At 59.4% G+C, this 14,085-nt stretch carries 13 protein-coding genes; 8 read left to right on the top strand and 5 right to left on the bottom strand.

The features are described from left to right. Positions 1-58 precede the first annotated feature (58 nt). Together P8K07_08000 and P8K07_07995 are read left to right on the top strand one after the other, a co-directional pair. Positions 59-430: a DUF1820 family protein gene (locus P8K07_08000; protein ID MDG1958467.1), complete on the top strand. Its 372-nt coding sequence runs from the start codon at positions 59-61 to the stop codon at positions 428-430. A 25-nt stretch (positions 431-455) separates the two neighbouring features. Beyond that, positions 456-941 carry a nuclear transport factor 2 family protein gene (locus P8K07_07995; GenBank protein ID MDG1958466.1) on the top strand — a complete coding sequence of 162 codons (486 nt, stop codon included), beginning with the start codon at positions 456-458 and terminating at the stop codon, positions 939-941. Between the two features lie 64 nt (positions 942-1,005). Here P8K07_07995 and P8K07_07990 read toward each other — a convergent pair whose 3' ends face one another. Then, positions 1,006-1,365, bottom strand: a complete 360-nt coding sequence (locus P8K07_07990; protein MDG1958465.1) for a DUF3127 domain-containing protein — start codon at positions 1,363-1,365, stop codon at positions 1,006-1,008. A gap of 127 nt (positions 1,366-1,492) precedes the next feature. On the opposite strand from P8K07_07990, the gene P8K07_07985 reads away from it, so the two are divergent. Further along, complete coding sequence (locus P8K07_07985) at positions 1,493-2,815, top strand: amidohydrolase family protein (GenBank protein MDG1958464.1); 1,323 nt, start codon at positions 1,493-1,495, stop codon at positions 2,813-2,815. 44 nt (positions 2,816-2,859) lie between these two features. On the opposite strand, the gene P8K07_07980 is transcribed toward P8K07_07985, so the two are convergent. The 3 genes from P8K07_07980 to P8K07_07970 are packed head-to-tail and all read right to left on the bottom strand — an operon-like array spanning position 2,860 to position 5,587. Then, entirely contained in the window at positions 2,860-4,323 is a 1,464-nt protein-coding gene (locus tag P8K07_07980) for an MlaD family protein (GenBank protein MDG1958463.1), read from the bottom strand. Beyond that, positions 4,323-4,967: a paraquat-inducible protein A gene (locus P8K07_07975; GenBank protein ID MDG1958462.1), complete on the bottom strand. Its 645-nt coding sequence runs from the start codon at positions 4,965-4,967 to the stop codon at positions 4,323-4,325. Before P8K07_07975 ends, P8K07_07980 begins: the two co-directional genes overlap by 1 nt. Beyond that, positions 4,964-5,587 (bottom strand): paraquat-inducible protein A, encoded by a 624-nt coding sequence (locus P8K07_07970; protein ID MDG1958461.1) that lies wholly within the window; start codon positions 5,585-5,587, stop codon positions 4,964-4,966. Before P8K07_07970 ends, P8K07_07975 begins: the two co-directional genes overlap by 4 nt. 181 nt (positions 5,588-5,768) lie before the next feature. On the opposite strand from P8K07_07970, the gene P8K07_07965 reads away from it, so the two are divergent. From P8K07_07965 to P8K07_07955, 3 genes are all read left to right on the top strand, one after another. Further along, a complete protein-coding gene (locus P8K07_07965) occupies positions 5,769-8,114 on the top strand; it encodes a CocE/NonD family hydrolase (protein MDG1958460.1) in 2,346 nt (781 codons plus the stop codon). A gap of 202 nt (positions 8,115-8,316) precedes the next feature. After that, positions 8,317-10,284 carry a protein kinase gene (locus tag P8K07_07960; protein MDG1958459.1) on the top strand — a complete coding sequence of 656 codons (1,968 nt, stop codon included), beginning with the start codon at positions 8,317-8,319 and terminating at the stop codon, positions 10,282-10,284. 61 nt (positions 10,285-10,345) lie between these two features. Beyond that, positions 10,346-11,335 (top strand): sulfotransferase, encoded by a 990-nt coding sequence (locus P8K07_07955; protein MDG1958458.1) that lies wholly within the window; start codon positions 10,346-10,348, stop codon positions 11,333-11,335. A gap of 6 nt (positions 11,336-11,341) precedes the next feature. Here the strand turns inward: P8K07_07955 and P8K07_07950 are convergent, their stop codons facing one another. After that, positions 11,342-12,307 carry a TIGR03619 family F420-dependent LLM class oxidoreductase gene (locus P8K07_07950; GenBank protein ID MDG1958457.1) on the bottom strand — a complete coding sequence of 322 codons (966 nt, stop codon included), beginning with the start codon at positions 12,305-12,307 and terminating at the stop codon, positions 11,342-11,344. 106 nt (positions 12,308-12,413) lie between these two features. Here P8K07_07950 and P8K07_07945 point away from each other — a divergent pair, with 106 nt between their 5' ends. Beyond that, positions 12,414-13,283 carry a TIGR03619 family F420-dependent LLM class oxidoreductase gene (locus P8K07_07945; protein ID MDG1958456.1) on the top strand — a complete coding sequence of 290 codons (870 nt, stop codon included), beginning with the start codon at positions 12,414-12,416 and terminating at the stop codon, positions 13,281-13,283. Next, positions 13,284-14,054: a dihydrofolate reductase family protein gene (locus P8K07_07940; protein ID MDG1958455.1), complete on the top strand. Its 771-nt coding sequence runs from the start codon at positions 13,284-13,286 to the stop codon at positions 14,052-14,054. It abuts the gene before it with no gap. The last annotated feature ends 31 nt before the right edge of the window (positions 14,055-14,085 follow it).

Raw genomic sequence — 14,085 nt, 5'->3', positions numbered from 1 at the left:
GCCCCCCCCCCGGAACGCTGCGCTTGAGGACAGGGCGCGAGATTGCAAGAGTGGCGAGGTGGCCGGAAAAAAACTGCTCTATCGAATTCGTTTTCGCACCGAGGACAAGATTCTCGAGGTCTATTGCCGGAATGTGACCCAGGGCGAGTTATTCGGCTTTATCGAAATTTCCGGCTTCGCATGGGGGCGCAAGTCGGAAATCATCGTCGATCCGACCGAACAAGAAGTGCGCAACGAGTTCGCAGGCGTGAAAAGCGCCCAAATTCCCATGCATGCCGTGGTGCGAGTCGATCAGGTCGAAAAAGGCGGGACGGCGAAAATTCTGCCGCTCGACAAGACCGAGGAGAATTCCACCTCGGACCTTCTCGGCGGGCCGAATATCCCCATTATCGACCCTTCCAATACAAAACCACGCGGGCGCAAGCGCTGACTGAACCCCGCCAAGGAGAGAGTTTATGTTCGATTTGCAGGAATTCGAAGCGATCAAGCGCCTGAAGTACAAATACCTTCGGTGTCTGGACAACAAGCTCTGGGACGAGATGGGGGAATGCTTCCTCGAAGAGGCAACATCGGCCTACAGCGGCGGAAAGTACGCCTTCGAGGGGCGACAGGCCATCCTCGATTTCTTTCGGGAGTCCATGAGCGGCGGGCATATCCTCACCAGCCACACGGTTCATCATCCGGAAATCGAACTCGACTCCGAAACCAGCGCCACCGGCATCTGGAGACTCGAGGATGTCTTCATCGACGATGAGAATGGCTTCGCCATTCAGGGAACCGGCTGGTACCGCGACAGCTACCGCAAGGTCGACGGAAACTGGAAGATCCTGCACACCGGTTACAAACGCTCGTGGGAAGAAATGGTCAAGCGCAAGGGCGACGAACGCCTCACCATGCTGCAACGGTGGTCGGACCCTACCGGTGCCAGTTCCGGGATCTGAGAGATCTCGGACCGACATACGCCCTGCTGGTCGCGGGTAAATTCCGGTAAATTGCGAAAACGCCTCAGAACGGCGTCATTTCGTCGTCCGGAGGCGGAGCGTCCCCGAACGGCATATCGTCAGCGGGCATCTGATCCCCGGCGCGGGAGAGGTCCCAGACGTCGAGGCTGTTGAAGTATTTCACAACCCCATCCTTGGGACTGGTCCATTCTCGGCCACGCAGACTGAAATCCACCCGGACCTCGTCGCCCACCTTGAAATCCGCGAGCTTGTCGCAGCGGTTGCCCGTCATCTGGAAGAGGACATGCTGAGGGTATTCCGAGTTTTCCTCCAGAATCAGAACGAACTCACGCTTCCGGAAGCGCTCCGTGATCTGCTTGGTTTCCTCAATTTTGTGAATTTTGCCGGCAATCTCGATTCCCATACCGTCCGGTCTAGCGCCTCCTGCGAAAAAATTCACCCCGGCTGACTCGGGCAATCGATTGACCGGAACAGGTCCGATGGCCTAGAGGAGAACGTAGCATCGGTTGCCCAACCTCAGGAGATTCGAAATGCGCACGGAAGATCTGATTCTGGTCAGTATTGACGATCATGTCGTCGAACCTCCCGATATGTTCGAGCATCACCTCGCTCCGGAATGGAAGGAAAAAGCACCCCGAGTCGTCCAACAAAAAGACGGCACGGATATCTGGATGTTTCAGGGGCAACCGATCATCAATCTCGCGCTGAATGCGGTGGTCGGACGCCTGCCCGAGGAGTACGGCATGGAGCCGACCTCCTTCAGTCAGATTCGACCGGGGACGTACGATATTCACGAACGCATCCGGGATATGAACGTCAACGGCATTCTCGGCTCGATGTGCTTTCCCTCCTTCATCGGCCTTTGCGGCGCCCTCTTCTCGCGCCATGAAGACAAAGCGCTCGCGCTGGTCATGCTGCGAGCCTACAACGACTGGCACGTTGATGAGTGGTGCGGCACCTACCCGGGGCGGTTCATTCCGCTGGGGCACGTCCCCCTCTGGGATGCGGAACTGGCCGCCGAGGAAGTGCGACGCCTGGCCCGCAAAGGTTGTCACGCCATCAGCCTGAGCCAGAATCTCGAGGAGTTGGGCTTTCCCAGTTGGCACAGCCCGTCCTGGGATCCGCTTTGGAAAGCGTGCTCCGAGGAAGGAACGGTGGTCTGCATTCATATCGGGTCGGGCGCGGGCATGCACTTCACGTCGATGGAAGCACCTGTGGATGTGATGATCACGACAGCCCCCATCACCATCGTGAATTGCGCGGCGGATATTCTCTGGTCACGCACGCTGCGCGCCTTCCCGGACCTGAAAGTCGCTCTCTCGGAAGGCGGGATCGGATGGATTCCCTACTTCCTCGAGAGGGCCGACTACGTGCACGCCAACCACCACCAATGGACGCATCAGGATTTTGGTGGAAAACGGCCGAGCGATGTCTGGCGGGAGCATATGATCTCCTGCTTTATCGACGACCCCATCGGTTTGAAGAATCGACACGAGGTCGGCATCGACACCATCACCTGGGAATGTGATTACCCCCACTCCGATACCACCTGGCCCAATTCACCCGAGGTGCTCGCCCGTCAGCTCGACGGGATTCCGGACGACGAGATCAACAAGATCACGCACGAAAATACCGGCCGATTCTTCCAATTCGACCCGTTTGCCCACAGAGAGCGTGAAGCTTCGACCACAGCCGCTTTGCGCGCAGAGTCGCCGGATGTGGACACCCGCGCAAAAAGCGTTCGGGAAGGAACACCGCCGTCTGCAGAGGCCGACCGCCCGGTAACCTCCGGAGATGTCGTCGCCCAGCTCTCAAGCGTCTACGAGCAGCAGAACCAGACCGGTGGATCCTGAGCTGTAAAATTCAGCCCCGAGAGGCACAAAGCCTCCCGCCCGATCTAGAACCCGCGATGTCCGGGCCGATGACCCCCAATATGCCGCGCCGACTTTTCGCGACGTTCTTCTCGATTTTCATTTTCTTCCTGTTCAACCTGCGCGGTCTCCGTCTCCGTCGCCGTCGCCGTCGTATTCGAACCTTTCAACTCGTCGACGCCTGACCTCAAGACTCTTACCGGCGCCTTGAAGACCGTGGAGGCCGCCGTAGTGATTCGCGGTGCCCAATCCAACCAGCGGTCCTCGGGCTTCTCGGCAATCTTGAAATAACTATTATTCGGCACAGGTGCCCCGGGGTCATCGGGAGTCGCAAAGGCGATACCACCCGCGATCAAGGATTCGAGCGATTCGAGCGACACATCCAAACCGCTGAACAATCCGAAATGCGCCTTCACGCCGCTGGCGTTCCAAAACACCGAGTTATCGCGAACCAGGGGGGCGTACTTCGGCCAGATATTGACGTAGACGAGTACCTTGCTCGATTCGGAGCCTAACTTCTGGCGCAAAACCTGCCCGACTTTGACTTCGCGATAAGAAACGGGATCCCCTTTCTTGACCGAGCCTGCAGATCCCGACTCAAGAATGACCACCAGTCCGTTCTTGATGCGCCTCTCGCGGTGAACCGCGTCCAGATCCTCGAAGAGTTCAAACTCGACTCCATCGGCCACCGAGCCACCCGCGCGCTCGCCGCTTGGGGTCAGAAAGGAAATCCCACCGAGCAGCACCGCTGCCAGCGATTGCGTCTTGAATTCCAACCCGGCGGCGCCAAGGGTCATATTGATACCGCTGGCGTTCCAGAACTTCGAATGCTCGCGCACCAGATAGGCATGTCGCTTGTAGACAACGGCGGTCAAATCCACCCCGCTGCGATCCTCTCGCAGTTCATAGCCGGTAATTTCACCGACCTGAATTTGGCGGAAGGCTATTGGCGATCCAACCTCGAGCGACGCCAAACCCGTCGACCGGAACTTCAACTGCAATCCCGGGATCCGGGTCGTCGCCATCGGCGGCTGTCCCACCGCAACAAATTCCTTTTTCTTGCTGCCTTGCCCCGGAACCACACCGATATAGGAACCCGAGACCAGTGTCTCGAGTCCGCTGATCCCGCCGATTCCGATCGAGGGCCGCACCACCCAGTATTCAGCACCGTCGAGGGCCATTTGTGTCGCTGATTCGTCAAGGCGAATCTCGGTTCGGACCGACTTCAGATCCTCGGACAGTTCGACTGACTGAACCCGTCCAACCTCAACCCCTTCGAAAAGGACTTTGGTCTTCCCCGCCTCCAGACTGCTGCCGTCATCAAAGAGAACCGTCACCATGGGCCCGCGAGACTGCAAGGCTTGCAACCAGAGCCCCCCCGCGACCACGGCAGCAATGATCGGAACCATCCAGACAATCGAGATCCCGCGTCGTTTGCGCACCTCTGCTTTGGGGGCCGGCGGAGTTTCTGCAGTTTCGTTTTCGCTCATCAAACTTCCTCCAAATCATCCCAGATCAACCGCGGATCAAAACTCGCTGCGGCAAACATGGTGATTACGACCACCAGAGCAAAACTGGTAGCGCCAATTCCAGGCTCGATCGAGGCGATCGCACCGAAACGAACCAGTGCCACCAACATCGAAAGAAGAAACATGTCCAGCATGGACCATCGGCCCACAAATTCGATCGCGCGGAACAAGCGCGTTCGATCGCGCCGCAGCTTGCGCCCGGGGCGAGCACCGCGGCGCGCCCGGTACACGCTGATCAGAAGATAGGACAATCCGACCAACTTCAGCAGAGGGACCAGAATGCTCGCACTGAACACCAGCAATCCGATCTCCCACATTCCGCTCTGAAAGAGTTCCTTCACGCCGGTGAAAATCGTATTTGGGTCGGGCCGACCCACGAGTTCGATCGTCATCACCGGGTAAAGATTCGCGGGAACGTATAAAATAAAGCCGGCAATCACCAGCGCGACCGTCCGAGAAAACGCGTTCGGTCGCCGAAGGTGGAGCGTGGAGCGACAGCGCGGGCACTCCATCCGCGGAAGATCCGGCTCGGGAACAGCCACCAGAAGTTCGCATACTTCGCAGGAACAATAGCCCGCCCGACGCGCTGTCTGGCCCGTGCTCATCGAAGCACGACCAGACGACGCCAGATATCGCGGCGGTCAATCGCGCTGCTCGTGGCGATCATCAGGACGGCTGCGGCGACAAGCGCGAAGCAGCCGGTCGAAATTGTCGCATTGGCCAGATCGGCCAACTTCACCACCGTCACCAGAATCGCCAATGCGTAGACATCGAGCATCCCCCACTTTTCAATCGACGAGACCGATCGGAATACCGTTCTTGCACCCGGCAGGGACACCCCCGCTCGCAGGGGTAATAGCACATAGAGCAGCCCACCCGTGCGCAGAATCGGAAAGATGATGCTGGTGAGAAAGACGAGCAGGGCGACCAGCTGCAGCCCGCCGTCAGCGAGCCAAAAAACTCCATCGAGCAAAGTATTCGACTCGCTCTGACCGGCGTAGCTGAAGATCATGATGGGAAAGACATTGGCGACGAATAACAAAAAAACTGTCGCGATCGTCAGCGAGAGTGCGCGGTCGAGCGCCCGAGGATCATTGGAAAAGAGCACGGCCCCGCACCTGACACAGCACCCGCGGTCCCCTTCGGGAATCGCGTGCTCCCGGTTGAGCAAGTCGCAATCCGGGCAGGCAATCAGCCCGGAGGCTGGTTCCACAGGGGGATTCATGGAGAGAGCCTACCCCTTGCCCCCCTGATCTCTCAAGCCGAGGAGACGAAAATCCCGGCTCTCGCCGAGATGGCCCTCGCATGGCCAGCCCTCGAGGTTGACGCCCGGCCGGGACGACCATAGCTTGAAGCGAAGATCAATTGTCCAACCGGCCCGATATCGCAAGACCAAAGGAGACAGAATGAGATTTGCCACCCCGCCCCAAGCCCTGCTCGCGCTCGCCGCTTTCACTGTTTTTTTCGCTGCAGGATGCGGCGACTCGAAATCGGGCTACAACCCGACACCAGAGCCAACGAGCACGCCCGCACCGGAACCGACAAGCTCGCCCCAGCCAACCCCGCCCGGGATGGAGCCCGCCAGTTTCGAGGCTAATGGAAGCGTCAATCAGGTCTGGGTGATCGATGCCGAACCCGGACAAACACTGCAGCTGAAAAATGCGTCCGGCGAAGAAATCCGGATCGGCGAAGCCGATGATCTCGGTAGCATTATCTTCCGCGAGATCCGGGCAGGCGATGGGTATCGTGTGACAAGCCCGGAAGGGGCGCCGGCTGGTGTCGCCTCCCCCGCCTTTACGGTGAGAAACCCCGACCAACATCCGGGTGCTGATTTTTATGCGGATATCCAACTTCGCGAGGGCTACCAATACCTCGAGACCCGTGACGGCACACTGCTTGCCGTGAACGTCATCTTGCCCGGTCCGATCGAGGACGGTCCCTACCCGACTGTCGTTGAATATTCAGGATATTCCCCCGCCGATCCGAATAACCCGCAACCGTCGATGTTGATCACCGGCGTCCTCGGGTACGCCTCGGTGGGCGTCAATATGCGCGGCACCGGATGTTCGGGCGGGGCCTTCGAGTTCTTCGAGGATCTGCAGAATACCGATGGCTACGATGCGATCGAGGCTGTCGCTGCGCAGGCCTGGTCGGCACACGTCGGCATGGTCGGACTCTCCTACCCCGCGATCGGGTCGCTCTTCACGGCCCAGACGCAACCCCCAAGCCTCGCGGGAATCTTCCCGAACTCGGTCATTTCCGATACCGGCAAGGGAACGCTGCGCCCGGGAGGAATCCTGAACTCCGGCTTCGCCGTCAGTTGGGCCGGTGGCCGCGACGCCGACTCCAAGCGCGGCGGTCAGAGATGGTCGCGCGAACGCCTCGAAGCCGGCGACCAGACATGTATCGATAATATGAAGTTGCGAGATCAGACCATCGATATCTTTGGCGTGATCGAGGATAATGCTTTCTACCGACCCGAGGTCGCCGATCCTCTCGCCCCGGATACCTTTGTCGACAAAATCACGGTTCCTGTCTGCCTCGCCGGGACCACGAATGACGAGCAAACCGGTGGCTACTGGCTTAATATGATCGCGAAATTCACCGGCACCGAGGATAAAAAATTCACCATCACAAACGGAGGACATACCGACTCGATCGGACCGGAGAGCTTCGCTCGGTGGCTGGAATGTCTCGAGCTATTCGTCGCAAAGAGAACGCCCCAGCGCGGAGTGGGCGTCCCTCTAATTCTCGACTTTGTCGCCGGAAGTATTTTCAAAGTCGACAGTCTGGAAATCCCCGAGAGTCGTTTCGACCCGGACATGCCTTACGAAGAAGCGCTCGCCTTTTGGCGGGAAACGCCTGATGTTCTGGTGCTGATGGAAAACGGCGGCTACCCGGAATACCCGGGATACCCCTACTCCACTTTCCAAATTGAATTGGAAACCTGGCCCACCCCCCACGAGAACCTGACCCTGTATCTGGAAAGCGCCGACCCTTCGGGCGATGCCGGCGCGACTCTCGAAGGCGGTATGACCCCCGAGGATCTGCCCACAAGTCTGGCTTTGCCGGAAACGGGTCCATCAGCTCCCGCATCGGAGGAGTTTCTCTACGACACGAGTTTCTCCAAAGTGCAGACTCTCGATGGGGCCGATGGCGGTCCCTGGGATGCACTTCCCGGCTGGAATTGGCAGGAGGCCACGCAGGGCACAAACCTTAAATTCACCACCGCACCGCTGGAGGAACCTCTACTCCTCGCCGGATCCGCGGCGGCGAATCTCTACGTGCATGCTTCGGTGGCCGATGTCGACCTGCAGGTCACCCTGAGTGAGGTGCGCTCGGATGGATGCGAGGTCTACATCCAGAACGGATGGCTGCGCACGAGTCGGCGCAAGCTGGACGCCGAACAATCGACAACCACCCGACCGGTATCGACCCATTTCGAGGAAGACGCCGCCGACCTTCCGGCCGATGAGTTTACGCTGGTTCAGTTGGAAATCTTTCCTTTTGCACATTACCTGCGCGCCGGTTCCAGCATTCGGATGGAGATATCGGCACCAGGACGCACCCGCCCCGAGTGGCAATGGGATGCGCTGGAGTATGAGGACGAAGTTGTCGTCAAAATCGCCGTCGATGGAACTTCTCATCTCACTCTTCCGGAGGTTATTTCCGTGACATCGATGACCATGCCACCGGAAACCCTGCCGGCCTGCCCTGGCCTGCGCGGGATGCCGACGCGACAGGCGCAATAAGAGTACGGAGGGGTGCGGGCACTTGTTCGTGCCCCGCCCCTCCGCATTCGGCGCTCGATTCCACGAGAGATTCCGTACCGGATTTCATAACGGAGTCCGGGACGGCCTTTCGCCTGCAGTCCAAATCTCCGGTACCCCGGCATGGGGACTCCGAGAGACCCTTTGACCGGGCATCTTCCAGCACCTAGCGTGCAACGGGCAGATGAAGGATCGCGCACCAGAAGAAATGCAGGACATCCTGCGGGCCAACCCGGCGCTCGACTTTCGAGATCCCGAAATGGACCTCCACGAGACGATTCGGCCCGAGGAACCCCTCGACAGTAATACGCCGACGATTCTCGTCCCCGGCACCCGGTCGCCCTCGCCTGACACCGAGAAGGAGAACGAACGGCCACCGCCGCCGGCTCAGGGGTTCGAGATTCGCGACCTCCTTGGGCGCGGGGGGATGAACGTTGTTTACCGTGCCCTGCAGCGAGATTTGCAGCGCGAGGTGGGCATCAAGAAAATCCGTCCCGAGAAAGAACGGCTGGGTTCGGCGCAGCGGGATTTCTTGCGGGAAGCTCGCGTGACTGGCGCATTGGAGCATCCGAATATTCTGCCGGTGCATGGAATCTCCGTGAACGAGAAGGGCGATATCGCCCTCGCCATGAAACTGATCGAGGGCCAAACCTGGGCCGAACTGCTGCACCCGCAAACACCAGCGGGGATCGAAGCTGCGCGCGGCTTCGATCTCACGGAGCATCTTCGCCTCCTGATCACTGTCAGCAACGCAGTCTCCTTTGCCCATAGCCGGGGTGTGATCCACCGCGATATCAAGCCGGAGAACGTCATGGTGGGGGCTTTTGGTGAAGTGGTGCTGATGGATTGGGGGATCGCCCTGGAAACCGGCATTGAGGATTCCGGGAGCCGGGCACCCGGTCCGCGCGTCCGCCTTGCCGGCACGCCAGCCTATATGGCCCCGGAAATGGTCTCGCCCGGGGGACGCAATATCAGCCAACAAACGGACGTCTATTTGCTCGGGGCCCTCCTTTTCGAACTTCTCGAAGGGAAGGCACCACAGGCTGCGGGAACGCTATTTGAAGCGCTGGCATTGGCCACCAGCAGCCGGCCGCCGAAATTTTCCGAGGATACGCCCGGCGAGCTCGCGGACCTCTGCCGGCGAGCGATGGCACACGATCCCGCCCAACGGCCATCGAATGCCCGGGAATTTCGGCAAGCAGTCGAGGAATATTTATCCCATAGGGAGAGTCTCGCGATTTCTTCCAACGCAGCAGCTCTTCTGGCCGCGACACAGACCTCCGACTCGGGTGTCGGCGCCCCGGAGCCGGAACATCGCGCGGATCTTTACTCCCAAATGTCTCGCATCATTGCCGGCTTCGAGCAGGCTCGCCTGCTCTGGCCCGAGAACCCCGAAGCCCTGCAGGGGGAAGACGATGCACGGTTCCACCTCGCGGAAACCGCTCTCGAATCCGGGGATCTGGTCATGGCGGCCTCCGCAATCAATGCACTCCCCACGGCATGCCAGGGCGTGCTTCAGGCCAGGCTGAGCTCCGCCCGCGGAGCCCGCGAAAAAGCGCGCCATGCCGCGCGACGCACGGGTGCAGGCCTGATCGTGCTCCAGATCGTGATTGCGCTGATTTTGGGCGTTTTTGCCTGGGGCGAACTCGACGAATTCTACCACGAAGAGACCGCCCTGCGGCTGCGCGACGTCAACCCGCTCGCGATGGCCGCCCTGCGCGAAGCCGGCTCTCTGGAACCCGAAATAGTGGACCCGATTCTGGACGAGATCGCTGCCGGAAAGGATATGCGGCTGACCGTTCTCGATACCGATGGACGCGTGCTCGGAGATTCCCACGGCGACCCCGGGAAAATGGAAAATCACGGCAACCGGCGCGAAATCCGCGAAGCCCTGCAGACCGGTGAGGGCTCTGCCGTTCGGGACAGCACGGTCCAGAAATCTCGCGTCGTCTACTACGCGCGGCCAATGCTCGATGATGCAGGAAAGCCCGTCGCTATCGTGCGGACATCGCTCCCCTGGAGCGCCGTCCACGAAAGTCTCCTCGACTTCCTCACGCCGCTGGCAAGCGCTCTGATCATTTCGGTGCTGGTCGGCGCTCTCGGAACCTGGCTTGCCTGGCGACGCCTCGACCGCCGCGTCGCCCAACTCTGATTCCAATCGGCTCCACAGCCCCGAGATTTCCAATTTTTGTAAATCTGATAGGGACTCTCCTATGGATCGATTTGTGGTCGGAACGGGTCGTTGCGGCTCAACCTTGCTCTCACGGATGCTCGCCGAACATCCCGATCTGCTGAGTATTTTCGAATTCTTCAATGGACTCGACGGCGCTCGGCGGTTTTCCCGCTCAGCCGTCTCGGGAGCGGAGTTCTGGGAGATCATCTCTCAACCCCATCCCTTTATCACCATGATCACCAGTCGAGGCTATCCGGTCGAAGAAATCACCTACCCTTTTCGCGCAAACGATCGCTTCCAACGAACCGATGATATCCCCTGGCTTTTGGTGACGACTCTCGGTCGACTCGACAACGATCCCGATACACTTCTCGACCGGACCGAAGCGTTTGCGCGAAAACAGCCCGGCCAAACTCTGGGAGAGCATTACCGGAAGCTCTTTGCGTGGCTCGCCGAGGTTTGCGGGAAGACGATCTGGAATGAACGTTCGGGATCTTCAATCGATTATATTGCCGATCTCGCGCAGACATTCCCCGGTGCACGCTTTCTCCATATTCACCGATCCGGAGAGGAAGCGGCCCTCTCGATGCGGGAGCACCATGCCTTTCGGCTCGCCATCTCCCTTGTCCACGGGCTTCATCCCGATGTCGATATTGCCACAGCAATCGCCCATCGAACGCCACCGAAAAATGCAGAAGACCCGGTCCGTAAAATTCTGGAGAGTTCTCCGGATGCTGCCTATTTTGGTCGGTTCTGGAGTGACCAGTTGACGCGCGGATTTCGTCAGCTGCAATTCCTCGACGCGAATCAATATATGGAAATTCGCTTCGAGGATCTGATCACCGAGCCCACGACCACTTTGAAGAAGTTGTCGGCGTTTTTCGAGCTGCCCGACCGCGAGTGGATCGCAAAGTCCGCAGCACTGGTGCGCCAGCTGCCGCCGCCGCGCCTCCCCACGCTTCCGGAGGAAGAGCAGGCACGCCTCATCGAAGCATGCCATGCCGGAAACCAGCTGCTCGGGCGGGCCTGAATAGCCTCAGAGCAGAACGGCCACCTCTTCGGAAAAAGCATCGATTTGATCGAGCATTTCGTCAGCATCACGAACATGCAGGCGAATGCCCATATGCGTGCATCCCGCCCGCGCGTTTTCGTGCATGAATTCAGCCATTCGCTCCGGGCGACCCGTGAGAACTTTATCCGCGACCGCGTGCGAGGGTTCCCCGACGTAGGCATCCAGAGCCATCCCACCAATTTCCAGTGGCTTGGTCCTGTTGGAATTCGCACGGCGTTCATGAAGAAATTCAATGGCATTCGCCATCCCCACGGCAGGTGGCCCTTGGGGGAGCCATCCATCGGCGAGTTCGGCTGCACGTCGCATGGCGGCGCGGCTCGAACCGCCAACCCAGATCGGCGGTCCGTCCACCTGAACCGGCCGCGGTTGCTGGCCCAGATCCTTGTACGACCAGAACTCGCCGTCGTGCTCCGGGTAGTCCTCACGAAAAGCCTGCTCAACGCAACCGATCGCCTCTTCGAGCATCTTGCCACGCTTCGAGAAGTCGAGCCCCAGGGCTTCGAATTCCTTTTGTGCGTGCCCGGCCCCGACCCCGAGAATGACCCGACCGCCGGTCAGGCAATCCAGGGTCGCGTAGGATTTGGCTGTCTGCAGTGGATGCCGATAGGGCAAAACAGAGACGTAGGCCATCAAGCGGACCCTGCATGTCGCCGAGCCTAACCAGGCCAGCGTCGCCACCGGATCGTACCATGTGGCCGACATATGGGGGACCAGATCTCGCGGAACGCCGACATGGTCGGAGACAGCGAGATAGAGAAAACCTCGCGCATCGCATCGCATTGCGATCTGCCGCATCTCTTCCGGACCACAGGACGCCTCCCAGGGTTGAACAAAGGTGGGGCTCTGCTGTGCTATCGGCATATGGATGCCGTAGGCCATTTTTGCCGACTTGGAATCGACCGTCTTTTCGTCTTTGTGGGCTGCGCTCATCTGCGGAGGTGGTAAGTCTTTTGGTAGGCCGAGGTCAACCCGGCGATCTTTGTGAAAAGAAAACTTCGTTACGAAAAGGCTCGCAAAGAGCCTCAGGAGAATTTCGATGTTGCATTTTTGTGTGTCCGGCGCCTTCCAGCCGATCGAGCATTACGTTCCAGTCGCCAAAGCCGCCGAGGCGGCCGGATTCCGGTATATGGCGGTCTCTGACCATATCGCGCACCCCGAGAAAATCGAATCCCCATACCCCTACACACCCGATGGGGGCCTGCGCTGGGAGCCGTTCACCAACTGGCCTGATCCGATGGTCGCCGTTGGTGCCATGGCCGCTGCAACTGAAACGATCCGCTTTGTCACGGGGATCTATATTCTACCCGCACGTCGGCTTTTCTCCGTCGCCAAATCAGTGGGAACGGCGGCCGCTCTTTCCAATGGTCGACTCACACTCGGGATCGGTGTGGGATGGATGAAGGAAGAGTTCCAATTAATGGATGAAGATTTTCATACCCGCGGCAAGCGGACCGATGAAATGCTCGAAGTCCTCCAGAAACTCTGGGCTGGTGGGTGGGTCGAACATCACGGGAAATTCTATGACTTCCCCCGCGTCGAGCTGACACCGGCGCCCGGCCGAGTTCCTGTTCTCGTCGGCGGTCTCTCGGAGGCGGCCTTGCGGCGCACGGCACGGCACTCCGATGGCTGGATCTCCGATATTCATACGACCGAAGAACTGCGTGCCATCATTGCTCGAATTCGCGAACTGCGTGCGGACACATCCAGAGCGAATGATCCTCTGTACGTCTTCGCCGCAGCCGTTGATGCTTTCGACGTCGATGCCTATCGACGTCTCGAAGACGTCGGCGTAACTCACGTGCAAACAAAACCGTGGATGCTCGAAGGCATCGAGGAAACCGACCTGCAGGGAAAAATAGACAGCATGAATCGGTTTCGCGACCAGGTTATCGACAAGCTGGTCTGAGTGGCGCCAACTTCGGAAATCGGTTGTCCTGTCTCCGAACGGATCCGGCACATCTGGCGCGACCCTCTCGAAAAACCGGCCGGCCTCCTCCATGTCATGGCTGTCGCCAGTCGCATCGATGGAAGCCTCGGCGCGATGCGAATCACGCCGCAAACGCCAACCAGCGGGACGGATCAATTCAGTCTGGAGATCGCGCGTGCTCGGGCGGATATCATCCTGACAAGTGGGGCTATCTTGCGCAGCGAACCAGATCTCCAGCATGGGATCTCTCCACCCGCGACGGTCTGGCGCCAGGAAGTTCTGGGCAAAACAGATCCGCCGGAGATCATTTTTATCAGTCGAGGCCAAGCAATACCCTTCGACCATCCCGCGCTGCAGCAACCGGGGGCAACCCTGGCAACCGGGTCGGCCACAACCCCCCAATTCATGCGCGAGGTCCACAGACTCGGAATCCGGCACCGCAAGCTACCCGGAGACTCTCCCAAGGCACTCGTCGACCAACTGTTCTCCGCAAAAATGCGGACCATCACACTGGAGTGCGGGCCATCGACTGCAGCGGAGTTCTATCAGGACAGCATCCGCGTAGACGAGTTGATGCTCTCGTGGTGCCATGGTTTCGAGCTTCCCGACTCGTTGAATGCAGGTACGGTGGAATCCCCCGCCGGTCTGCGCCGCCACTTCGGATCGCCACGAAGCGAATACGCCGCTGATGATTTTGGCCACCGCTGGAGCTTCAGTCGTTGGGTGGCTCCCGGAGAATTCGGCGCTTGAAGCCAACCACATTTTACCGCAAGGATGACGG

This window comes from Candidatus Binatia bacterium (assembly GCA_029248525.1).
Taxonomy (GTDB): domain Bacteria; phylum Desulfobacterota; class Binatia; order UBA12015; family UBA12015; genus UBA12015.
Note: the sequence above shows the minus strand (reverse complement) of the source record. Positions and strands in the feature narration are given on the sequence as shown.